This window comes from Pseudomonas sp. F220 (assembly GCF_057813935.1).
This window is the reverse complement of sequence record NZ_JBVASJ010000001.1, coordinates 328,610-349,571: the sequence shown is the minus strand read 5'-3', so window position 1 is coordinate 349,571 and position 20,962 is coordinate 328,610. Positions and strand designations below refer to the sequence as shown.

At 58.4% G+C, this 20,962-nt stretch carries 22 protein-coding genes and 1 pseudogene; 10 read left to right on the top strand and 13 right to left on the bottom strand.

What is annotated here, in order from left to right; translation table 11 throughout:
- Positions 1-6 precede the first annotated feature (6 nt).
- From pip to ACZYSM_RS01470, 7 genes are all read left to right on the top strand, one after another.
- A complete protein-coding gene (pip, locus tag ACZYSM_RS01500) occupies positions 7-978 on the top strand; it encodes a prolyl aminopeptidase (protein ID WP_489068149.1) in 972 nt (323 codons plus the stop codon).
- The gene (dtd, locus tag ACZYSM_RS01495; RefSeq protein WP_489068147.1) at positions 975-1,412 is read left to right on the top strand and encodes a D-aminoacyl-tRNA deacylase; all 438 of its coding nucleotides are present in this window, start codon (positions 975-977) and stop codon (positions 1,410-1,412) included. The genes pip and dtd overlap by 4 nt, the downstream gene beginning before the upstream one ends.
- Before the next feature lie 321 nt (positions 1,413-1,733).
- The gene (locus ACZYSM_RS01490) at positions 1,734-3,500 is read left to right on the top strand and encodes a glucan biosynthesis protein G (RefSeq protein ID WP_489068145.1); all 1,767 of its coding nucleotides are present in this window, start codon (positions 1,734-1,736) and stop codon (positions 3,498-3,500) included.
- A complete protein-coding gene (gene mdoH, locus ACZYSM_RS01485; RefSeq protein WP_489068143.1) occupies positions 3,493-6,063 on the top strand; it encodes a glucans biosynthesis glucosyltransferase MdoH in 2,571 nt (856 codons plus the stop codon). Before ACZYSM_RS01490 ends, mdoH begins: the two co-directional genes overlap by 8 nt.
- A 325-nt stretch (positions 6,064-6,388) precedes the next feature.
- On the top strand, positions 6,389-7,186 hold the full coding sequence (locus ACZYSM_RS01480) for a transporter substrate-binding domain-containing protein (RefSeq protein ID WP_489068141.1): 798 nt from the start codon (positions 6,389-6,391) through the stop codon (positions 7,184-7,186).
- Between the two features lie 177 nt (positions 7,187-7,363).
- On the top strand, positions 7,364-8,323 hold the full coding sequence (locus ACZYSM_RS01475; RefSeq protein WP_489068139.1) for an amino acid ABC transporter permease: 960 nt from the start codon (positions 7,364-7,366) through the stop codon (positions 8,321-8,323).
- Positions 8,316-9,050, top strand: a complete 735-nt coding sequence (locus ACZYSM_RS01470; RefSeq protein ID WP_489068137.1) for an amino acid ABC transporter ATP-binding protein — start codon at positions 8,316-8,318, stop codon at positions 9,048-9,050. The genes ACZYSM_RS01475 and ACZYSM_RS01470 overlap by 8 nt, the downstream gene beginning before the upstream one ends.
- A 62-nt stretch (positions 9,051-9,112) precedes the next feature.
- Here ACZYSM_RS01470 and ACZYSM_RS01465 read toward each other — a convergent pair whose 3' ends face one another.
- The 12 genes and pseudogenes from ACZYSM_RS01465 to ubiE all read right to left on the bottom strand — a co-directional run bounded on the left by ACZYSM_RS01465 (position 9,113) and on the right by ubiE (position 18,339).
- Positions 9,113-10,072, bottom strand: a complete 960-nt coding sequence (locus ACZYSM_RS01465; RefSeq protein WP_489068135.1) for an RHS repeat-associated core domain-containing protein — start codon at positions 10,070-10,072, stop codon at positions 9,113-9,115.
- A 102-nt stretch (positions 10,073-10,174) separates the two neighbouring features.
- Positions 10,175-10,888 (bottom strand): methyl-accepting chemotaxis protein, encoded by a 714-nt coding sequence (locus tag ACZYSM_RS01460; protein WP_489068283.1) that lies wholly within the window; start codon positions 10,886-10,888, stop codon positions 10,175-10,177.
- 144 nt (positions 10,889-11,032) lie between these two features.
- Positions 11,033-12,091: pseudogene (locus ACZYSM_RS01455) on the bottom strand (methyl-accepting chemotaxis protein); the annotation flags it as partial.
- Between the two features lie 170 nt (positions 12,092-12,261).
- Complete coding sequence (locus tag ACZYSM_RS01450) at positions 12,262-12,969, bottom strand: 16S rRNA (uracil(1498)-N(3))-methyltransferase (RefSeq protein WP_489068133.1); 708 nt, start codon at positions 12,967-12,969, stop codon at positions 12,262-12,264.
- Entirely contained in the window at positions 12,966-13,766 is an 801-nt protein-coding gene (gene tatC, locus ACZYSM_RS01445) for a twin-arginine translocase subunit TatC (RefSeq protein ID WP_489068131.1), read from the bottom strand. Before tatC ends, ACZYSM_RS01450 begins: the two co-directional genes overlap by 4 nt.
- A complete protein-coding gene (gene tatB / locus ACZYSM_RS01440; protein ID WP_489068129.1) occupies positions 13,763-14,221 on the bottom strand; it encodes a Sec-independent protein translocase protein TatB in 459 nt (152 codons plus the stop codon). Before tatB ends, tatC begins: the two co-directional genes overlap by 4 nt.
- A 10-nt stretch (positions 14,222-14,231) precedes the next feature.
- Positions 14,232-14,507 (bottom strand): twin-arginine translocase TatA/TatE family subunit, encoded by a 276-nt coding sequence (locus ACZYSM_RS01435; RefSeq protein ID WP_489068127.1) that lies wholly within the window; start codon positions 14,505-14,507, stop codon positions 14,232-14,234.
- 28 nt (positions 14,508-14,535) lie between these two features.
- Complete coding sequence (locus ACZYSM_RS01430; RefSeq protein WP_419118681.1) at positions 14,536-14,868, bottom strand: phosphoribosyl-ATP diphosphatase; 333 nt, start codon at positions 14,866-14,868, stop codon at positions 14,536-14,538.
- A 1-nt stretch (position 14,869) separates the two neighbouring features.
- Positions 14,870-15,262, bottom strand: a complete 393-nt coding sequence (gene hisI / locus ACZYSM_RS01425; protein WP_419118680.1) for a phosphoribosyl-AMP cyclohydrolase — start codon at positions 15,260-15,262, stop codon at positions 14,870-14,872.
- 82 nt (positions 15,263-15,344) lie between these two features.
- Positions 15,345-16,949 (bottom strand): ubiquinone biosynthesis regulatory protein kinase UbiB, encoded by a 1,605-nt coding sequence (ubiB, locus tag ACZYSM_RS01420; RefSeq protein ID WP_489068124.1) that lies wholly within the window; start codon positions 16,947-16,949, stop codon positions 15,345-15,347.
- On the bottom strand, positions 16,946-17,569 hold the full coding sequence (locus ACZYSM_RS01415) for a ubiquinone biosynthesis accessory factor UbiJ (RefSeq protein ID WP_489068122.1): 624 nt from the start codon (positions 17,567-17,569) through the stop codon (positions 16,946-16,948). Before ACZYSM_RS01415 ends, ubiB begins: the two co-directional genes overlap by 4 nt.
- A complete protein-coding gene (gene ubiE / locus ACZYSM_RS01410) occupies positions 17,569-18,339 on the bottom strand; it encodes a bifunctional demethylmenaquinone methyltransferase/2-methoxy-6-polyprenyl-1,4-benzoquinol methylase UbiE (protein ID WP_489068120.1) in 771 nt (256 codons plus the stop codon). The genes ACZYSM_RS01415 and ubiE overlap by 1 nt, the downstream gene beginning before the upstream one ends.
- 154 nt (positions 18,340-18,493) lie before the next feature.
- On the opposite strand from ubiE, the gene ACZYSM_RS01405 reads away from it, so the two are divergent.
- The 3 genes from ACZYSM_RS01405 to ACZYSM_RS01395 all read left to right on the top strand — a co-directional run bounded on the left by ACZYSM_RS01405 (position 18,494) and on the right by ACZYSM_RS01395 (position 20,215).
- A complete protein-coding gene (locus ACZYSM_RS01405; protein WP_489068118.1) occupies positions 18,494-18,769 on the top strand; it encodes a polyhydroxyalkanoic acid system family protein in 276 nt (91 codons plus the stop codon).
- A gap of 224 nt (positions 18,770-18,993) precedes the next feature.
- Positions 18,994-19,416 (top strand): phasin family protein, encoded by a 423-nt coding sequence (locus ACZYSM_RS01400; RefSeq protein ID WP_489068116.1) that lies wholly within the window; start codon positions 18,994-18,996, stop codon positions 19,414-19,416.
- A gap of 10 nt (positions 19,417-19,426) precedes the next feature.
- Entirely contained in the window at positions 19,427-20,215 is a 789-nt protein-coding gene (locus ACZYSM_RS01395) for a phasin family protein (protein WP_489068114.1), read from the top strand.
- A gap of 99 nt (positions 20,216-20,314) precedes the next feature.
- On the opposite strand, the gene ACZYSM_RS01390 is transcribed toward ACZYSM_RS01395, so the two are convergent.
- Positions 20,315-20,935, bottom strand: coding sequence for a TetR/AcrR family transcriptional regulator (locus tag ACZYSM_RS01390; RefSeq protein ID WP_489068112.1), 621 nt, complete (start codon positions 20,933-20,935; stop codon positions 20,315-20,317).
- Positions 20,936-20,962 lie beyond the last annotated feature (27 nt).

Below are 20,962 nucleotides of genomic sequence, written 5' to 3'. Positions count from 1 at the left end.
CGCGCAATGCAGACTTTGTTCCCGCAGATCAAACCCTACGCCCGGCACGATCTGGCCGTCGATAAGCCACATGTACTGTATGTCGACGAAAGTGGTTCACCGGAAGGTTTGCCGGTGGTATTCATCCACGGTGGACCTGGGGCCGGATGCGATGCGCAAAGCCGTCGTTTTTTCGATCCAAACCTGTATCGCATTGTCACCTTCGATCAGCGCGGTTGCGGTCGTTCGACGCCTCATGCCAGCCTTGAAAACAACACGACCTGGGATCTGGTCGCCGACCTTGAGCGGATTCGCCAGCATTTGGGCATCGAAAAGTGGGTGTTGTTCGGAGGCTCCTGGGGTTCGACCCTGGCGCTGGCTTACGCGCAAACCCATCCGGAGCGGGTCCACGGGCTGATTCTGCGTGGGATCTTTCTCTGCCGTCCGCAGGAAATCGAATGGTTCTACCAGGCCGGTGCCAGCCGCCTGTTCCCGGATTACTGGCAAGACTACCTGGCGCCGATTCCGCTGGATGAGCGCGACGACCTGCTCGGTGCTTTCCACAAACGCTTGACCGGCAACGACCAGATCGCCCAGATGCACGCGGCCAAAGCCTGGTCGACATGGGAAGGTCGTACCGCAACCTTGCGTCCCAACCCGATGGTCGTTGAACGCTTCTCCGAGCCGCAGCGCGCATTGTCGATTGCCCGGATCGAATGCCACTATTTCACCAACAATGCTTTCCTTGAGCCCAACCAGTTGATCCGCGACATGCAGAAGATCGCCCACTTGCCGGGTGTGATCGTCCATGGCCGCTACGATGTGATCTGTCCATTGGATAACGCTTGGGAGCTGCATCAGAACTGGCCGAACAGCGAGCTGCAGGTCATTCGCGATGCCGGTCATGCGGCGTCGGAACCTGGAATTACCGATGCGCTGGTGCGCGCGGCCAGCAAAATGGCCCGACGCTTGCTTGACCTGCCGCCTGAAGAAGCATGAAGGGCCTGCTACAACGCGTGCGTGGCGCGCGAGTCGAAGTGGCTGGGGAAATCGTTGGTGCGGTCGACCAGGGTTTGCTGGTGCTGGTGGCGGTCGAGCCCGAGGACACCCGGGCCAGCGCCGATAAATTGCTGCATAAGCTGCTTAACTATCGGGTGTTCACTGATGCCGAGGGCAAGATGAACTTGTCTTTGGCCGATGTCGGCGGCGGTTTGCTACTGGTGTCACAGTTCACGCTGGCTGCCGACACTAAAAATGGCTTGCGTCCGAGCTTTTCTACTGCGGCCCCTCCGGCATTGGGAGAAGAGCTTTTTGGCTATCTATTAGCCAAGGCGCATCAGTTGCATAGCAATGTGGCATCAGGGATATTTGGCGCAGACATGCAGGTGCATTTGGTCAATGATGGCCCGGTAACCTTCCTGTTACAGACCTAAAAGGGCTTGAAACATCGTTTTAAGCCCTTTTAGGCCGAAAACAGGGGCTTTTCGCGATAAATACTTTGTTGCCCCTGATGCGTTGTAACGCTGGCTACTAGATAATCGCGCGCTACGGGGATCAGCGTTCGTTGGTCCATTTTGACTTAAGTAGAGCCTTGTTCTGAACCGTTTGGGGAATCATTTAGCCCCATCGGAGTCGGAATAATGCTCGCCAACTTGGCAAGAGTGGTTTGTAAGGTCGGTTTTTTCATGCCGCACACCTCACAGGCACTTTATCTGGCCGTTGGTTTTTTGATCTGTTTTCGGCGAGGGTTGCTCGTGATTGTTAGTCCCTGTAATGCACCAATATTGTCTGCCAAACGGTTACGAAGCGCACTGGTGACGGGCTCAGCACTGCTTTGTCTGCTCAGCGCCGGCCAGCTTTGGGCATTCGATCTGGATGATGTGTCGGCCAAGGCAAAAGAGCTGGCCGGGCAGAAGTACGAAGCCCCGCGCAGTAACCTGCCGAACGAATTCCGTGAAATGAAGTTTGCGGATTACCAAAAAATTCGTTTCCGCACCGAGAAAGCTGAATGGGCCGACCAGAAAACCCCGTTCAAGCTGTCGTTCTATCACCAGGGCATGCATTTCGACACCCCGGTGAAAATCAACGAAATCACCGCCAACACCGTTGAAGAGATCAAGTACGACCCGAGTCGTTTCGATTTCGGCGACATCAAAGTCGATCCAAAGGCCACCGAACAACTGGGTTATGCCGGTTTCCGTGTGCTGTACCCGATCAACAAGGCTGACAAGCAAGACGAGATCATGACCATGCTCGGCGCGAGTTATTTCCGCGTTGTCGGTAAAGGTCACACCTATGGCTTGTCCGCCCGCGGCCTGGCCATCGATACCGCACTGCCGTCCGGCGAAGAATTCCCGCGCTTCACCGAGTTCTGGATTCAGCAACCCAAGCCGACCGACAAACACCTGGTGATCTTCGCCCTGCTGGATTCGCCACGCGCGACCGGCGCTTACCGGCTGATCCTGCGTCCGGGCAGCGACACCATTGTCGACGTCAAGGCGCAGATGTTCCTGCGTGACAAGGTCACCAAGCTCGGTATTGCGCCGCTGACCAGCATGTTCCTGTTCGGCGCCAACCAGCCATCGAAAGTACTCAACTACCGTCGCGAGCTGCACGACTCCAGCGGTCTGTCGATTCATGCCGGCAATGGCGAGTGGATCTGGCGTCCGTTGAACAACCCAAAACACTTGGCCGTAAGCAACTTCTCGGTGGAAAACCCGCGTGGTTTCGGCCTGCTGCAACGTGGTCGTGACTTCAGCCACTACGAAGACCTCGACGACCGCTACGACAAGCGTCCAAGCGCCTGGATCGAGCCACAAGGCGACTGGGGCAAAGGTTCTGTCGATCTGGTCGAGATTCCGACCGCCGACGAAACCAATGACAATATCGTTGCTTTCTGGAGTCCGGAAAAACTCCCAGAGCCAGGCCAGCCGCTGGACTTCGCCTACCGTCTGCACTGGACCATCGACGAAGCTGCATTGCATCCGGCCGACAGTGCCTGGGTCCAGCAGACCCTGCGTTCTACCGGTGACGTGAAGCAGTCCAATCTGATCCGTCAGCCGGACGGCAGCGTCGCTTACCTGGTGGACTTCGTAGGCCCGTCCCTCAAGGCTCTGCCGGAAGATACGCCGGTTCGCAGTCAGGTCAGCGTTGGCGACAACGCAGAACTGGTGGAAAATAGTGTTCGCTACAACCCAGAGACCCAAGGCTGGCGCCTGATGCTGCGCATGAAGATCAAGGACCCGAGCAAGTCCACTGAGATGCGTGCCGCACTGGTCCAGAACATTGTTGCACCTGAGCCAGTCAAAGCTTCGGCTGCGACGGCCAATTCTTCCGTTGCCAAGGCCGAGAAGATCGCTGCCAAGCAGCAAGAGAAGCAAGAGAAGCAAGAGAAGCAGAAGAAAGAACAAGACGCCAAGCAGCCTGCTGCTGCCGAAGCGACCCCAGCCACACCGGAATCGGTAAAAACTGAACAAGTCTTGACCGAGACCTGGAGCTACCAGTTGCCTGCCGATGAGTAATTCCCAAGTACAGCCAGAGACTCTTGCCGAGTATCTGGCACATTTGCCGATGAGCGATGCGCAGCGCACGGAACTGACGGGCTGCAAATCGTTCAGCGAGTTGCATGAACGTCTGTCGTCCTCGACATTCGACGCGTCTGCCGAAGCTGCACAAGCCTCAGTAGGCCGCCGTCTGGTCTTGAACTCCGCGCAAGAGCTGGAGGAGGCCGAGATGTTGGCGGTCGACGCCAGCGGCCGGGTCTGCCTCAAAGCGACCCCGCCGATTCGCCGGACCAAGGTTGTACCGGAGCCGTGGCGCACCAATATTCTGGTGCGCGGCTGGCGTCGTCTGACCGGGCGTACCAACCCGCCAGCACCGAAGATCGACGAGCGCGTGCTGCCGGCTGCCCGCTGGCGCACGGTGGGTTCGATCCGTCGCTACATCTTGCTGACACTGATGCTCGGCCAGACCATCGTCGCCGGCTGGTACATGAAAGGCATCATGCCGTACCAGGGCTGGTCCTTCGTCGACCTGAACGAAGTCCTGCATCAGCCGTTTACCCAAACTGCCACGCAAGTGCTGCCGTACGCGCTGCAAACCAGCATCCTGATTCTGTTCGGGATTTTGTTCTGCTGGGTATCGGCAGGCTTCTGGACTGCTCTGATGGGCTTCCTCGAGTTGCTTACCGGGCATGACAAATACCGTATTTCCGGCGCCAGTGCCGGTGACGAGCCGATTCCCAAAGAAGCCCGCACCGCGCTGGTCATGCCGATCTGCAACGAAGACGTGCCGCGCGTATTCGCGGGTTTGCGAGCGACCTTCGAGTCGGTCGCGGCGACCGGTGACATGGATCGCTTCGACTTCTTCGTCCTCAGCGACAGTAACGACAGCGATATCTGCGTTGCCGAACAGCAGGCCTGGCTGGACGTCTGCCGCGAAGCCAAAGGCTTCGGGCGGATCTTCTATCGCCGCCGTCGCCGTCGGGTCAAACGCAAGAGCGGCAACCTCGACGACTTCTGCCGTCGCTGGGGCGGTGATTACAAGTACATGGTGGTGCTCGACGCTGACAGCGTAATGAGCGGCGAATGCCTGACCAGTCTGGTGCGCTTGATGGAAGCCACGCCGGACGCAGGGATCATTCAGACCGCGCCGCGTGCTTCGGGCATGGACACGCTGTATGCGCGCATGCAGCAGTTCGCGACCCGCGTTTATGGCCCGCTGTTCACCGCTGGCCTGCACTTTTGGCAGTTGGGCGAATCCCACTATTGGGGTCACAACGCGATCATCCGCATGAAGCCGTTTATCGAGCATTGCGCCTTGGCGCCATTGCCCGGTAAAGGTGCGTTCGCGGGTGCGATCCTTTCTCACGACTTCGTCGAAGCTGCGCTGATGCGCCGTGCCGGCTGGGGCGTGTGGATTGCCTACGACTTGCCCGGCAGCTACGAAGAGCTGCCGCCGAACCTGCTGGACGAACTCAAGCGTGACCGTCGCTGGTGCCACGGTAACCTGATGAACTTCCGGCTGTTCCTGGTCAAGGGCATGCACCCGGTGCACCGCGCAGTGTTCCTGACCGGCGTGATGTCGTACCTGTCGGCACCGTTGTGGTTCTTCTTCCTGGTGCTGTCGACAGCCCTGCTGGCGGTCAACACGCTGATGGAACCGCAGTACTTCATGGAGCCTCGACAGCTCTATCCGCTGTGGCCGCAATGGCACCCGGACAAGGCTGTCGCGCTGTTCTCGACGACCATCGTGCTGCTATTCCTGCCGAAATTGCTGAGCATCATCCTGATCTGGGCCAAGGGCGCGAAAGAGTTCGGTGGCAAGTTCAAGGTCACCCTGTCGATGTTGCTGGAGATGTTGTTCTCTATGCTGTTGGCACCGGTGCGGATGATTTTCCACACCCGTTTCGTGCTCGCCGCGTTCCTCGGCTGGGCCGCGACCTGGAACTCGCCGCAACGTGACGACGACTCCACGCCGTGGAGTGAAGCTGTGCGTCGCCATGGCCCGCAAACCTTGCTGGGCTTTCTCTGGGCCTTGCTGGTGATCTGGCTGAACCCGAGCTTCCTGTGGTGGCTGGTGCCGATCGTCGGTTCGCTGATGTTGTCGATCCCTGTGTCGGTGATCTCCAGTCGGGTCAAGTTGGGCCTTAAGTCTCGAGACGAAAGCCTGTTCCTGATCCCTGAGGAATACGCACCGCCACAGGCCTTGCTGGCGACCGATCAATACACCCACGAAAACCGTTGGCATGCGCTGAAAGAAGGCTTCGTGCGGGCAGTGGTCGATCCACAGCAGAACGCCCTGGCTTGCGCCCTGGCCACGGCCCGTCACGGCCAGGCCGAGCCGATCGAGTGGTTGCGTATCGAGCGGGTGCGTCACGCGCTGAAAGTTGGCCCTGCGGGGCTCGACAACAATGAGCGTCTGGCACTGCTCAGCGACCCGGTTGCGTTGGCTCGCTTGCATGACCAGGTCTGGAGCGAAGCCCACGCCGAGTGGCTCGGTGCCTGGCGCCAGTCGATCAAAGACGATCCGCATGCACCGCTGCTGCCGTTAAAGCCGCTGTCTGCTGAAGTACAGCCGGCGTGATGAAACCCCTCGTTCCCGGCCAGGGAACGGGAGCTGCCAAAAGATCGCAGCCTAGCGGCAGCTCCTACAGGATTTGTGTATATCCGATAATTCACGGGTATACGCGGTTGGTGTAGGAGCTGCCGGAGGCTGCGATCTTTTTTGTTGAGCGTTCCAACTCCTCGCAATAACAAATCTTCCTTAAACCCTTGTGCAAACAAACGAGTGAGTTAGCATCGCTCCCCGAATTGGTGCGCCCGGACAACTTATTGTTCGTATCTGCTGGTTTTCAAAAGAAAACCTGCTTTTTGCGCGCCTCAAAAAAGTAGGTTCAGGGGACTTGATGATGAAGAAGTATCTCTCGATGCTGTTGCTTGGCGTCACGGCATTGGTTGCAGTCAACACCGCTCAGGCCGGCGCCATTGATGACGCGGTCAAGCGCGGTACGCTGAAAGTCGGCATGGACCCGACTTACATGCCGTTTGAAATGACCAACAAGCGCGGCGAGATCATTGGCTTCGAAGTCGACCTGCTCAAAGCCATGGCCAAGGCCATGGGCGTCAAACTGGAAATGGTTTCCACCGGTTATGACGGCATTATCCCGGCCCTGATGACCGACAAGTTCGACATGATCGGCAGCGGCATGACCCTGACCCAGGAACGCAACCTGCGCCTGAACTTCAGCGAACCTTTCATCGTGGTTGGCCAGACCCTGCTGATCCGTAAAGAACTGGAAGGCACCATCAAGTCCTATAAAGACTTGAATACCGCCGACTACCGCATCACCTCCAAACTGGGTACCACCGGCGAAATGGTCGCCAGAAAGCTGATCTCCAAAGCCAAATACCACGGCTACGATAACGAGCAAGAAGCGGTGCTCGACGTGGTCAACGGCAAGGCTGACGCCTTCATCTACGACGCGCCATACAACGTCGTGGCGGTGAACAAGGTGGGTAACGGCAAGCTGGTGTTCCTCGACAAGCCGTTCACCTACGAGCCGCTGGCCTTTGGTCTGAAGAAGGGTGACTACGACAGCATCAACTTCATCAACAACTTCCTGCACCAGATCCACGAAGACGGCACCTACGATCGCATCCATGACAAGTGGTTCAAAGAGAGCGCCTGGCTCAAGGATATGGAGTAAGGCTGACAAGCGACGCTCGGTCAGTTAGACCGCGTCGCCTCCATCGCGAGCAAGCTCGCTCCCACAATTGATCTCCGGTGCACACAAAATGTGTGCTTGAAGCAGATCCCCTGTAGGAGCGAGCTTGCTCGCGAAAACGGCCTCCCAGGCGACACAGAATTCGGAACTGCAAACCCAATGAAACAGAAAAAAGCCCAATGGCCCTGGCACGTGTTGACCGTGCTGGTGCTGATCGGTCTGGCCGGCGCGTTGTATTACGCTACCTCGCTGATGTCCTACGAATGGCGCTGGAACCGCGTGCCGCAATACTTCGCCTACCATGCCGAAGAATCCCAGCGAGCGGCGGATATCTCCATCGTCAGCGAACTGGTGCGCAAAGGTGATCAGGCCGAAGTCACCCTGCGCAACGACGCCGGTGACGAGCAGCACCTGACTGTCGACGACAACAGTCTGCAAGTCGCCCGTGGCGATGAGGTGGCCGAAGGCGATGTGGTTGGTGTCACCCGTCATTGGGCGGCTGGGCCTCTGCTGTGGGGCTTATGGACCACATTATGGCTGTCAGTGGTCTCTGGTGTGCTCGGGTTGCTGATCGGGCTGGCTACCGGCTTGTGCCGGCTGTCGAACAACCCGACCCTGCGCGACCTGTCGACGATCTATGTCGAACTGGTGCGCGGCACGCCGTTGCTGGTGCAGATATTCATCTTCTACTTCTTTATCGGCACGGTGCTAAACCTCTCCCGCGAGTTCGCCGGGGTTGCCGCGCTGTCGCTGTTCACTGGTGCCTATGTGGCGGAAATCATCCGTTCGGGCGTGCAGTCGATTGCCCGTGGCCAGAATGAAGCCGCACGTTCGCTCGGTTTGAGTGCTGGCCAATCTATGCGCCATGTGGTCCTGCCACAGGCCTTCAAGCGCGTTCTACCGCCCCTGGCCGGGCAGTTCATCAGTCTGGTGAAAGACACCTCGCTGGTGTCGGTAATCGCCATTACCGAGCTGCTTAAAAGCGGCCGGGAAGTCATCACCACCTCGTTTTCGCCATTCGAAATTCTGTTCTGCGTGGCGGGCCTGTATTTGTTGATCAACCTGCCGCTGTCGAAAATCGCCAGCCGGCTTGAGCGGAGGCTCGCGCAAAGTGATTGAAGTCCGCGATCTGGTAAAAGTCTTCGACACCCGTGGGCAAGTGGTCCGTGCGGTGGATAACGTCACCACTCAAGTGGCCAAGGGCGAAGTGCTGGTGGTGATCGGTCCATCCGGCTCCGGCAAGTCGACCTTCCTGCGCTGCCTCAATGGCCTGGAAGCGTTCGACTCTGGCTCCGTCAGTATCGACGGCCTGGAGCTGGCCGACCCGAAAACCGACGTCAACGCCTACCGGCGTGAAGTCGGCATGGTCTTCCAGCATTTCAACCTGTTCCCGCACATGACCGTGCTGGAAAACCTTTGCCTGGCGCAGAAAGTCGTGCGCAAACGCGGTAAGCAGGAGCGCGAGGCCAAGGCCCGGGCGTTGCTGGAAAAGGTTGGCATCGCGCAGAAAGCCAATGAGTTCCCGTCACGCCTCTCCGGCGGCCAGCAACAGCGCGTGGCGATAGCCCGGGCGCTGGCCATGGAGCCGAAGGTCATGCTGTTCGATGAGCCAACCTCGGCGCTCGACCCGGAAATGGTCGGCGAAGTGCTGGATGTGATGAAAACCCTGGCTCTGGAAGGCATGACCATGGTCTGCGTCACCCACGAAATGGGCTTCGCCCGGGAAGTGGCGGATCGGGTGCTGTTCTTCGACCACGGCAAACTGCTGGAAGACTCTCCGCCCGACGAGTTCTTTGCCTCGCCGAAGGATCTACGGGCTCAGGCGTTTTTAAGGCAGGTGTTGTAAATGGCGTTGAGGCCCCAGCCACATGGTGGCCATCCGATTCAGGCTGAATATGAATCTCTCCCTCAGAGTTGGGTGGTTTGTAGTCGGGGGCTTCGTCGAATATCGTCGCGTGAAGCTCTAGTCGATCCAGGCGTGACTACATCCACATCAAAACCAGGCATTCTGAAACCAGATAAAGCAACAGGTTTGACATGGGGTCGATTGACTTTATGCAGGACGAGAGCAGTAGTGCTGAGTAAAGACACTCCGGCGAGCGCCAAGCTAAGGATAAAGAGTGGTTGATACGCTGGAGATTCAGAGTCTATGAGATCAATGGTGGACGTGGTTAGAAAAAGTACAGCCCCACCGCCCGCGCTCGCTTTTGATAAGGTCAAGGCTGCCTTCCCAAAGGTAGGGTGCCCAGCTATAGGCACAAGCATCCGGGATTTAACGCTTTTGGGGAGAGCGGTAACCAGTAATTCTGTAACGCCTGACACGGCCATCCCGAACCATCCCCAAGGGCTCCAGGATTTTCCTGTGGGGTCGCTACGATTAACGGGATCTCCCTGGCAATACGCATAGCCATTCAAGCCGCCTTTTCCAAAAGGACTCAAGCTATCCGGGTTGTTGAAGCGCATAAGTACCGGATTGAAGGCCCGGTGTCCGTTCCCCAATAAGTAATGGCCGGTGATAGGGTCGGGACGTTCACCGTTGAAGCCCAGAAGGCTGGCTAATCCCCCGTCAACCGGACGATGACCGTAAGGCGTATAGGCCGATTCGCCATCGGTAGTTTGTAATACCGAACGTTGTTTATCGGTCATTAGTAACGAAGTGCGCCTGGTTTCCTCCTGCTGCAGTTCCGCCAATAACATGTCTGCGCATTGAAATATCTGACGTTGTACGGAACCTTGAATTTCCGTAGTCAATCGGTCTTTTTGATAGAGGCGATCTACACGAGACCGACCGCTGAGTGTGCAACTGACCAACCGATCAAGCGCATCGTATTGGTAGCGGATTAATAAGCTGTCACGTGTGTTGGACATTGATCATCTTCAGGCGGCTAGGCGATTGATCCAGCTTCTACCGGCGTGAAAACGATGTCTACCTAGCAGAACTGCTAGGTAGTTGTGACAGTCGCTCGCTCTTCAGGTCCTGAACCGGCCGACCAGCATCTGCAGATGAGTGCCCAGTCGCGCCAGCTCGACGCTGGAGGCTGCCGTTTCTTCACTCGCTGCCGAGGTCTGCTCGGACACATCGCGCACATTCAGCACGCTGCGGTTGATCTCTTCGGCCACGGCGCTCTGCTGCTCTGCGGCGGCAGCGATTTGTTGGTTCATCGCCTGAATCGCTGACACGGTGCGGGTGATGTTTGTCAACGAACTACCCGCACGTCGGGTCAGTTCGACGCTGCTGTCGGTCAGGCTGCGGCTGTTGTCCATGATGTTGGCGACTTGCTGGGTGCCGCTTTGCAGGCCAGCGATCAGTTCTTCGATTTCTTCGGTGGACTTCTGGGTGCGCTGGGCGAGGCTGCGCACTTCATCGGCGACCACCGCGAAACCGCGTCCGGCCTCACCAGCACGGGCGGCTTCGATGGCGGCGTTGAGGGCCAGCAGGTTGGTCTGTTGTGCCACGGATTTGATCACGTCGAGCACACTGCCGATTTTGTCGCTTTCGCGCTTGAGGTGGCTCATGGCTTCGGTGGAGTTGCCGACCTCAGTGGCCAGGCGTTCGATCTGTGCGATCGCCTCGCCCACCACTTTGTCGCCTTCGCGGGCCTGCTGGTCGGCAGCGACGGCGGCTTCGGAGGCTTCTTCGGCGTTGCGCGCGACTTCCTGCACGGTGGCGGTCATTTCATGCATGGCGGTAGCGACCTGGTCGGTTTCGACTTTCTGGTTGTTGACCCCGGCGCTGGTCTGCTCGGTCACGGCTGACAGTTGCTCGGCGGCGCTGGCGATTTGAGTGACGCCGTCGCTGATACCGCTGATCAGTTCACGCAGGCCCAGGGTCATGCTCTGCATGGCGCGTTGCAGCTGACCCAGTTCGTCGCGACGTTCGGACGTGAGGTTGTGGGTCAGATCGCCTGCGGCAACCCACTCGGCCACTTTTAGGGTCTGATTCAGGGGGATGACGATTTGCCGGGTGATCGCCCAGGCTGCAATCAGACCGAACACCAGCGCCAGCACAGTAACGAGGGTCAGGGTGTTTTTTGCTTGCGCCGCGTCGCTGTCACGCTTGGCGGTTTGCGAGGTGGTCAGCTGCTTGCTCATGTCGAGCAAGACGTTGCCCTGGTCTGCCATGCGTTTGAGAGCGGCGGCGCTGGCCACTTGGGAATCGGCGAATTGGCTGACCGCTGCTCGATAGCCTTTGAGCGATTCAGTGGCTTGCTGCAGGTTGGCGATGTGCTGCTCCGGCAGTTTGCCTGGCAGGCTCTCGAGGTTCTTCAGGGCGTTGTCGACGGCGTCCAGCGCCGGTTGCTCAGCCTCGGCCTTGCCGCTGTAGGTGTAGCCGCGGACCTGGAAGCGCGCTTGCTGGATCAGTTTGCTCAGGTCGATCACGCTGTTGAACTGCGCGACGCTGTCACCTTGCAGCAGGGATTTCTCGACTTCCGCGACGCGGGCCACGGCATTGTCGGCAGTGGCGCCGAGTTTGGCGCGGGCGGCTTCGCGGTTGGCCGTTACCTGAGTCATGTCAGCGAAGGCGCGTTTGTATTCGTTCACGGCGGCCAGTTGTCGGTCGAGCATGGCAATGCTGTCGGGCTGCTCAAGCCGTTTGCGCACTATTTGCAGGTCCTCGTCGAGCTGGTTCAGCAGATCGCTGACCGCCGCCGGGCCTTGCTCGCCTTTGTGCATTTCGTAGTCCAGACGGGCGATTCGCAGGTCTTTGGTCAGGTCGTTTAGCGTGGCGATGTAGCCCAGTTTGTCGCCGCGCTCGGTCACGCTACTCAGGCCCGTCCAGCCGGTGAAGGTAATCAGCAGGGTCAAGAGCAATACCAGGCCGAAGCCTGCGCCGAGCTTGCGATTGACGCTCACATTTCCAAGGTTCTGGGCTAACCAACGGTACATGCTATTCACTCCCTTAGAGCATGAATGGGTCTATTGGGAGTGTATCGGCAGGCTGGAGGATATCTGTAGATAGGAGCGAGGCTTGCCTGCGAGGCGGTATTTCTGACACACCGCGGTGCTCCGATCGCGAGCAAGCTCTGCTCCTACGGGTGGGTGGGCGCCGCGATCGATTAGAACAGTCGGGAAAGGAGGGCGGTCACGGCTGTCTCGACCCGCAGGATACGCTCGCCGAGCTGTACCGGTTGCAGGCCGGCCTTGCCCAGCAGGTCGATTTCGTAAGGGATCCATCCGCCTTCGGGACCGATGGCCAGGGTCACCGGCTCATCCAGTCCACGCGGGCAGGGCGGGTAGTTGCCGGGATGACCTACCAGGCCGAGGGTGCCTTCGGTAATGGCCGGCAGACGATCTTCAACGAACGGTTTGAAGCGTTTCTCGATGACGATTTCCGGCAGCACAGTGTCGCGCGCCTGTTCCAGGCCGAGGATCAGTTGCTCGCGAACCGCTCCGGGTTCAAGAAACGGTGTTTGCCAGAAGCTTTTTTCGACCCGGTAACTGTTGACCAGCACCACGCGCGGCACGCCCATCGCAGCGACGGTTTGCAGCACGCGGCGGAGCATCTTCGGCCGTGGCAGGGCCAGCAGCAGCGTCAATGGCAGCTTGGCCGGAGGCGGCTGGTCGAGGCTGACCTGCAACTCTGCTTCGTGAGCTTCCAAGCGCAGCAACTCGGCCGAACCCATCAATCCGCCAATATGCCCGACCCGCAAGCTGTCACCGACGACGGAGCGATGGACTTCCTGCATGTGAGTCAGGCGCCGATCGCGCAGGATCACTCGGTCGGCCGCAATGAAGTCGGCTTCGAAGAGGAGCAGCAGGTTCACGGCTGGGTCGCTGGCGGCTGGTCGTTATGGTCGCTGTCGGCGGGCTGGTCGTCCGGATGCTCGCCGCGCTTGCTGATCAGGCTGCCGAAGAGGATGCCGATTTCGAACAGTAGCCACATCGGCACCGCCAGCAACGTCTGCGAGAAGATGTCCGGCGGGGTGAGGATCATGCCGACCACGAAGCAGCCGATGACCACATACGGGCGGATTTTCTTCAGGTATTTGACGTCGACCACACCGATCCACACCAGTAGCACCACCGCCACCGGGATTTCGAACGCTACACCGAAGGCGAAGAACAGCGTCATGACGAAATCGAGGTAACTGGTGATGTCGGTCATCATTTCCACGCCGGCCGGGGTGGCGGCGGCGAAGAACTTGAAGATCAACGGGAACACCAGGAAGTAGGCGAAAGCCATCCCTGTGTAGAACAGCACAATGCTTGAGACCAGCAATGGCACCGCGATGCGTTTTTCGTGCTTGTACAGGCCTGGCGCAATAAAGCCCCAGATCTGGTGCAGGATCACCGGGATCGCCAAAAACAGCGAGACCATCATCGTCAGCTTGAGCGGGGTGAGGAACGGCGAGGACACGTCGGTGGCGATCATCGTCGCGCCCGCCGGCAGGTACTGGCGCAGTGGTATGGAGACGAAGGTGTAGATCTGCTGGGTGAAGGCGAACAGCCCGGCGAAGATCACGAAGATCGCCGCGACACAGCGCAGCAGGCGGGTGCGCAACTCGGTGAGGTGCGAAACCAGCGGCATGTGCTGGTCGTTTTCCGGTTTATCAGCGCTCATGGGGCTCGCGGCGGCAAAGTTGGGTCGTGGGGGGCTGGCGTACTGGGTACCGCCGCAGGAGAAGCTGGTTCTATCGATGTTGGCGTGACAACAGGTTCGGCAGGGCTGACGGCTGTAATCGCAGGCGTTGGCTCGACGGCAGCCGTAATCGGTGCAGGCGCTCGAACCGTCTGCTCAGCCACCGGCTCGAAGGTTGTCGGCGTCTGTTGTTGCGGCGCGAGGATCTTCCGCGCTTCCTGCTCCAGCGACAAAATGTGTTCGTTGTGCAGTTGCCGACGAATCTCGTCGGCACCGATTTCACGTTCAACTTCCTGTTTGATCGCGTTGAAACTGCGCTTCAGGCGGCCTATCCACAGGCCGGCCGTGCGCGCAGCACCCGGCAGACGCTCGGGGCCGAGCACCAACAGGGCAACGAGACCGACGAGCAGCAGTTCAGAGAAGCTGATACCAAACATTAGTCAGTGCTCACGAGTCTTTGCGGATCGGCTCTTCGACTTTATGCGCCTGCACATCAATGGTGTGCGGCTCGTTCAGTGGCGAAGCCTGTGGCTGCACCGGCGGTACCGGTTGGGCCGGTGTCGCGCTCGGATCAGCCGGTTTTTCCTCGTCGTTCATGGCCTTGCGAAAGCCCTTGATCGACTCGCCGACGTCAGTGCCGAGGTTTTTAAGTTTCTTGGTGCCGAACACCAGCACCACGACAACCAGGATGACGATCCAGTGTTTCCAGTCAAAAATGCCCATGCTGCAACTCCTCTCTTATAAGTGTTATTCAAGCGGACGGACGCGAAGCCTTCTCGACGTGCCCGGATGTACCGATGCGCCGCTCCAGCTCGTCCAGCACAGCCTGTGGATGCTGCCCCAGTTGGGCGAGCATGACCAGACTGTGGAACCATAAATCGGCGGTTTCGTAGATCACATCACTGCAGTCACCGCTGATGGCGGCGTCCTTGGCGGCGATGATGGTTTCCACCGATTCCTCGCCGACTTTTTCCAGAATCTTGTTCAAGCCCTTGTGGTACAGGCTGGCGACATAGGAGCTGTCGGCCGCTGCGCCTTTGCGCTCTTCCAGCACTTGTGCCAGACGGGTCAGGGTGTCAGTCATTTCAGTGTCCTGCCGAATAGATGGCGTGCGGGTCTTTGAGCACCGGGTCGACGGTTTTCCAGTCACCGTTTTCATAGACGCGGTAGAAGCAGCTTTGACGGCCGGTGTGACAGGCGATGTCGCCGATTTGTTCGACCATCAGGATGATCACATCGGCGTCGCAGTCCAGGCGCATCTCGTGCAGTGTTTGCACATGCCCGGACTCTTCGCCTTTACGCCAGAGTTTGCCACGGGAACGCGACCAATAGATGGCGCGGTTCTCAGCGGCGGTCAGCTCCAGTGCTTCGCGGTTCATCCAGGCCATCATCAGCACACGCCCGGTTTTGTGATCCTGGGCAATTGCCGGCACCAGGCCGTCGCTGTCCCATTTGATCTCATCCAGCCATTCTTTCATCTTCGACTCCGACAACCGGGCTCAGCGCTCGTTGCTGCGCCTCGGCGATGTGGAACAGTGTGCCAGCACCTTACGCCACTGGCTATCGGCGCACGACCAGATACAAACCGACGGCAATCATGATTCCGGCCGGCCAATGCCCTAATTCATTCAACGGCCCACCGGCAGCGAGTATCGTACCGCCGGCCAGATGTGCAGTACCGAGCAGGCGCAGGAATACGTCGTCCTTGCGTTTGTGCCACTGTGGCGGCGAATTGGACACAGGGGGTTGCGACATGCGTTCGAGCAGGTCGCGGGTCATGTTGGCCAGGTGTGGCAGTTGCTCGACCTGATTGTGCAGGTTGCCCAGCAGTGTTTTCGGGCTGACGCGCTCGCGCATCCAGCGTTCGAGGAACGGCTGGGCGGTGTTCCACAGGTCCAGGTCCGGGTACAGCTGACGGCCCAGGCCTTCGATGTTCAGCAAGGTTTTCTGCAACAGCACCAGCTGCGGTTGCACTTCCATGTTGAAGCGTCGTGCGGTCTGGAACAGGCGCATCAGCACCTGACCGAAGGAGATGTCTTTTAATGGTTTTTCGAAAATCGGCTCGCAAACGGTACGGATCGCCGCTTCGAATTCATTGAGCTTGGTTTGCGCCGGCACCCAGCCCGAATCGATGTGCAGCTGAGCGACGCGGCGGTAGTCGCGCTTGAAAAAGGCGAACAGGTTGCGCGCCAGATAGTCCTGGTCTTCCGGGGTCAGGCTGCCGACGATGCCGCAGTCGATCGCAATGTACTGCGGGCTCCACGGTTGCACGGTGCTGACGAAAATGTTGCCGGGGTGCATGTCGGCGTGGAAGAAACTGTCGCGGAACACCTGGGTGAAGAAGATCTCCACGCCGCGTTCGGCGAGCATTTTCATATCGGTGCGCTGGTCGGCCAGGGTTGCCAGATCGGTGACCTGAATGCCGTAGATGCGCTCCATTACCAACACTTTTGGCCGGCACCAGTCCCAGTAAACCTGCGGCACGTAGAGCATCGGCGAACCTTCGAAGTTACGTTTCAGCTGGCTGGCGTTCGCCGCCTCGCGCAACAGGTCGAGTTCGTCGTAGATGGTTTTCTCGTAGTCCTGAACCACGTCCACCGGGTGCAGCAAACGGGCATCAGCGGAGAGCTTTTCGGCAGCGCGAGCGAGGATGAATAGCCAGGCCAAATCCTGGGCGATGATTGGCTTGAGGCCTGGGCGTATGACCTTGACCACCACTTCTTCGCCGCTTTTCAGTTGCGCGGCGTGAACCTGGGCTACCGAGGCCGAGGCCAGCGGTTCGAAGTCGAAACGGCTGAAGACTTCGCTGATTTTCTTGCCAAGCTGGCTTTCGATCAGATCCACCGCCACTTGAGAATCAAACGGCGGAACGCGGTCTTGTAACAGCATCAGCTCGTCGGCGATGTCTTCGGGCAACAGGTCACGGCGAGTGGACAGAATCTGGCCGAACTTGATGAAAATCGGCCCTAGATCCTGCAACGCCAGGCGCAGGCGCGCACCGCGGGTAAGCGTCAGTGTCTTGCGCGGAAACCAGCGCCACGGCAAGGCATAGCGCAGCGCCAGGAGAAACCAGGGCAGCGGCAGGGCGAACAGCAGGTCATCGAGGCGGTAGCGGATTACGACGCGCTGGATGCGCAACAAACGGCGGACGGCAAGCAGCTTCATGCGTTATCGCTTGAATCAAGGGATCGGGAAAGACGCTCGAAACGCGCCTCAAGACGTTCCAGATCGAGCTTGATCTGGTCCAATTCACTAAAACGGGCTTCGGCTTCGTGTTGGCCTACCAGGGCGCGCGACTCTTCGCTGAGGTATTCGGCAAGGTTCTGGTTCAGGCTGGCGAAACCCTGTCGATACCAGCGTGCACGGCTGCGAAGGTGGCCGCTGATCAGTTGCGTGGCGACCGGGCCGAGCCCGCGCGAGAGTTCGTACTCCCAGTCCAGCTCAAGGTCTTGCAGTATCGTGGCGAGCTCCAGCAGTACCGCGCTGTCACCTTCAAGCTCGACTTCGGGGCTGTGGAGGATCGACGTCTTGTCTTTGCTCAGCGCCAGGCTCAGCAAGCTCGACGCCGGAGCGCGCAAGGTGCAATCGGCATCGGCGGCCCAATGTGCGGCCAGCATCAGGCCTTCATCGCTGGGCATGATGAACAGCTGCAACGCCGGGCTGCGGCAATCGACAGCAATCACCTTGCCGCTCAGGTGCTGCAAGCGCGGCAGGGCCGTGCTGTCGAGACGCAACACGCGGTTGAGGCCATGTTCGACGCCGGCGAGCAGGCCGCTGAGCAACATCAGGGTTTGATGCCGCGATGCAGGGCGACGATGCCTGCGGTCATGTTGTGGTAGGTCACGCGGTCGAAACCAGCGTCGACCATCATCGATTTCAGGGTTTCCTGATTCGGGTGCATGCGGATCGACTCGGCCAGGTAGCGATAGCTTTCCGAGTCATTGGTGATCAGCTTGCCCATCAGCGGCATGAAGGCGAACGAATAGGCGTCGTAGGCTTTGGACATGAGTGCGTTGGTTGGCTTGGAGAACTCCAGCACCAGCAGACGGCCGCCGGGTTTGAGTACGCGCAGCATGGAACGCAGAGCATCTTCCTTGTGCGTCACGTTGCGCAGGCCGAAAGCGATGGTCACGCAGTCGAAATGGTTGTCCGGGAACGGCAGTTTTTCTGCGTCGGCCTGGACGAACTCGACGTTGCCGGCCACACCCAGATCCAGCAAACGATCGCGACCGACCTTTAGCATGGACGCGTTGATGTCAGCCAGTACTACCTGGCCGGTTGGGCCCACCAGGTGCGAGAATTTTCTGGTCAGGTCGCCCGTACCACCAGCGATGTCCAGCACGCGATTGCCGGTGCGGACTCCGGACAGTTCGATTGCGAAACGCTTCCATAGCCGGTGCATACCACCCGACAGCAGGTCGTTCATCAGGTCGTACTTGGCGGCTACCGAGTGGAAAACCTCAGCGACTTTTTCCGCCTTTTGGCTTTCCGGGACGTTTTTGAAGCCGAAGTGAGTGGTGGGTTCGGCATCGCTGCCTTTGCGCTGATCAGTCATATCGCTGTCACCAAAAGAGAATGCGGGACATTCTAATCCCGGTGGCGATCTTTGTCTTGGCAAGGCTGAATGTAAGATAGGCAACCGTTGGGACGTTTTGACGCACTTGGGTCAAGATGCTCCAGATAAGCCCCGATAAAACAGGAGTCATTCAATGGCCCGTATAAGTGTTGAACGTGCCCATGGCCTGGGCCTTGAAGCTGCCCGCGAAAAGGCCGAAACCCTGGTGCAAAAACTGGCCGATCAATATGGGCTCGTGCCCCAATGGTCCGGCGATACCGTAAAACTCAAGCGCTCCGGTGTGAATGGCGCGGTCGAGGTGGGTGAAAAGTCGATCAAGGTGAATGTCGAACTGGGCCTGTTGATGTCAGCCATGAGTGGCACCATCAAATCGGAAATCGAAAAAGCGCTGGATAAAGCCTTCGCGTAATCGTGCTTTTGTTTCTGTAGGAGCCGAGCTTGCTCGCGATAGCATCACCGCGCTGGATCAGAAAGACCACGATGCCTGCATCGCGAGCAATCGAGCGTCGACCGGCTGCTCCTACAGGTTTGTGTCATTTCTTAGGGTGCCGTTTCTAATTTTTCTCACTACTTTGTGCCTGAGCCCCATTTTCTGCGGGCAGTTCCTCAAACCTTTTGCGCGTGAGGTGCACCATGGCCAAAGTTAGTCTGAAGAAAAAAGTCGACGTTCAGCCAACCACTCTGGGCGAAGTAAAAGTCTATGCCCGCAAGATCTGGCTAGCTGGCCTGGGTGCCTACGCCAAGGTCGGTCAGGAAGGCAGCGAGTACTTTCAGGAATTGATCAAGGCTGGTCAAACTGTTGAAAAAAAAGGCAAAAAAGTTGTGACTGAACAACTTGAAGCCGCCAACAGTCAGATCGATAACGTCAAGAGCGACGTCACCAGCTTCAAGGGCAAAGTCGAAGTGCAGCTGGATAAAGTCGAGAAGGCTTTTGACACGCGCGTCGCCAGTGCCTTGAATCGCTTTGGCATTGCGTCTAAACATGATGTTGAGACACTCTCTGCTAAGCTCGATGGGCTGACGGCATTGCTTGAACGTGTCGCGCGTAAACATTAAGGAGAACGGGATGGCTGGTAAAAAGAATACTGAAAAAGAAGGCAGCTCGTGGATCGGGAAAGTCGAAGACTACTCCCGCAAAATCTGGCTTGCTGGTTTAGGCGTGTACTCGAAGATTGATTCTGACGGCAGCAAACTCTTCGATACGCTGGTCAAAGATGGCGAGAGGGCCGAGAAGCTCACCAAAAGCGTCGTCAGCAAAAAAGTCGACGCCGCCAAGGACTCCGCCCAATCGGCCAAGTCCCGTGTTGGTGATGTCAAAGATCGCGCGCTGGGCAAATGGGGCGAGCTGGAAGAGGCTTTCGACAAGCGTCTGAACAGTGCCATTTCGCGTCTGGGCGTACCGAGCCGCAATGAAGTGAAAGCGCTGCACAGCAAGGTCGATACCCTGACCAAGCAAATCGAGCGCCTGACGGGTGCTTCGGTCAAGCCAGTCGCGGCCAAAACTGCTGCGGCCAAACCGGCAGCAAAAACTGCAGCTAAACCACTGGTAAAAGCAGCAGCTAAACCTGCAGCCAAGCCGGCGGCTAAAGCAGCAGCAAAACCTGCCGCTAAAACCGCCGCAGCTAAACCTGCAGTGGCCAAACCGGCCGCTAAACCGGTTGCAGCAAAACCTGCTGCGGCGAAGAAGCCGGTTGCCAAAAAGCCAGCAGCACCGAAGGCTGCTGCACCCAAGCCTGCAGTTGCTGCTGCCAAGCCCGCAGTTGCGGTCAGCTCAGCGAACTCCGCTACTGCACCGACCCCTGCGGTCACCCCGACTGTTGCGCCGGCTTCACCGACGCCAACCAGTCAGTCCTGATTTTTTCGGGACTCACAAAAACGCCCGGCCTGCATAAGTAGGGCGTTTTTGTTTGGGAGAAGCGCAAAAAGCCAGACGTGACCCTGTAGCAGCATCCTCTCACTCATGCTCTTCCAGATACCGCAACGCCATTTGTTCCGTCGCCAACTTCACCGGTGCCAGCAAGTGCGGCGCTACCAGCATCATGATCTGGTACACCACGACCCGCACCTCACCCTCGCGATCAAGGATCCGTTGATAGTCGAGGGAAAACAGCAGCGTCATGGTGATCTGCTCGACCAGTTGCCCCAACGCCTGTGTGTCGCTGACCAACTGCCCTTGTGCTTTCAAACGCGCCAATAGAGATGCCAGGGTTCGCTTCAAAGCGTTGAGCAGATTGCGAATACCTTTGGCCAGCTTTGGCAAGCGTCCGGCGAGGTTGGACAGGTCCTGGAACAGAAAGCGGTAGTGCGCCAGGCGTTCGACGATCAGGTGCAGGAACAGCCAGTAATCTTCAGCGGCCAGTTGTGCATCCGCCGGCGGATCTAGCAGCGGGGTCAGTTCGCTCTGGAAACGCTCGAACAAACCAAGGATTAGTGGTTCCTTGCCATGGAAATGGTAGTAGAGGTTGCCAGGGCTGATGCCCATCTCATTAGCAACCTCCATGGTGGAGACATTCGGTTCGCCCTTTTGGTTGAACAGTTGCAGGGCACATTCGAGGATCCGGTCGCGGGTTTTCATCCAGTCTTCTTGGTTATTGAGTCATGC

What these genes read in the sequence shown, in the direction of transcription:
- pip (WP_489068149.1), top strand. Translation starts at nt 7, where the DNA reads ATGCAGACTTTGTTCCCGCAGATCAAACCCTACGCCCGGCACGATCTG.
- dtd (WP_489068147.1), top strand. Translation starts at nt 975, where the DNA reads ATGAAGGGCCTGCTACAACGCGTGCGTGGCGCGCGAGTCGAAGTGGCT.
- mdoH (WP_489068143.1), top strand. Translation starts at nt 3,493, where the DNA reads ATGAGTAATTCCCAAGTACAGCCAGAGACTCTTGCCGAGTATCTGGCA.
- ACZYSM_RS01480 (WP_489068141.1), top strand. Translation starts at nt 6,389, where the DNA reads ATGAAGAAGTATCTCTCGATGCTGTTGCTTGGCGTCACGGCATTGGTT.
- ACZYSM_RS01475 (WP_489068139.1), top strand. Translation starts at nt 7,364, where the DNA reads ATGAAACAGAAAAAAGCCCAATGGCCCTGGCACGTGTTGACCGTGCTG.
- ACZYSM_RS01465 (WP_489068135.1), bottom strand. Translation starts at nt 10,072, where the DNA reads ATGTCCAACACACGTGACAGCTTATTAATCCGCTACCAATACGATGCG.
- ACZYSM_RS01460 (WP_489068283.1), bottom strand. Translation starts at nt 10,888, where the DNA reads ATGCATGAAATGACCGCCACCGTGCAGGAAGTCGCGCGCAACGCCGAA.
- tatC (WP_489068131.1), bottom strand. Translation starts at nt 13,766, where the DNA reads ATGAGCGCTGATAAACCGGAAAACGACCAGCACATGCCGCTGGTTTCG.
- tatB (WP_489068129.1), bottom strand. Translation starts at nt 14,221, where the DNA reads ATGTTTGGTATCAGCTTCTCTGAACTGCTGCTCGTCGGTCTCGTTGCC.
- ACZYSM_RS01435 (WP_489068127.1), bottom strand. Translation starts at nt 14,507, where the DNA reads ATGGGCATTTTTGACTGGAAACACTGGATCGTCATCCTGGTTGTCGTG.
- ACZYSM_RS01430 (WP_419118681.1), bottom strand. Translation starts at nt 14,868, where the DNA reads ATGACTGACACCCTGACCCGTCTGGCACAAGTGCTGGAAGAGCGCAAA.
- hisI (WP_419118680.1), bottom strand. Translation starts at nt 15,262, where the DNA reads ATGAAAGAATGGCTGGATGAGATCAAATGGGACAGCGACGGCCTGGTG.
- ubiB (WP_489068124.1), bottom strand. Translation starts at nt 16,949, where the DNA reads ATGAAGCTGCTTGCCGTCCGCCGTTTGTTGCGCATCCAGCGCGTCGTA.
- ACZYSM_RS01415 (WP_489068122.1), bottom strand. Translation starts at nt 17,569, where the DNA reads ATGTTGCTCAGCGGCCTGCTCGCCGGCGTCGAACATGGCCTCAACCGC.
- ubiE (WP_489068120.1), bottom strand. Translation starts at nt 18,339, where the DNA reads ATGACTGATCAGCGCAAAGGCAGCGATGCCGAACCCACCACTCACTTC.
- ACZYSM_RS01405 (WP_489068118.1), top strand. Translation starts at nt 18,494, where the DNA reads ATGGCCCGTATAAGTGTTGAACGTGCCCATGGCCTGGGCCTTGAAGCT.
- ACZYSM_RS01400 (WP_489068116.1), top strand. Translation starts at nt 18,994, where the DNA reads ATGGCCAAAGTTAGTCTGAAGAAAAAAGTCGACGTTCAGCCAACCACT.
- ACZYSM_RS01395 (WP_489068114.1), top strand. Translation starts at nt 19,427, where the DNA reads ATGGCTGGTAAAAAGAATACTGAAAAAGAAGGCAGCTCGTGGATCGGG.
- ACZYSM_RS01390 (WP_489068112.1), bottom strand. Translation starts at nt 20,935, where the DNA reads ATGAAAACCCGCGACCGGATCCTCGAATGTGCCCTGCAACTGTTCAAC.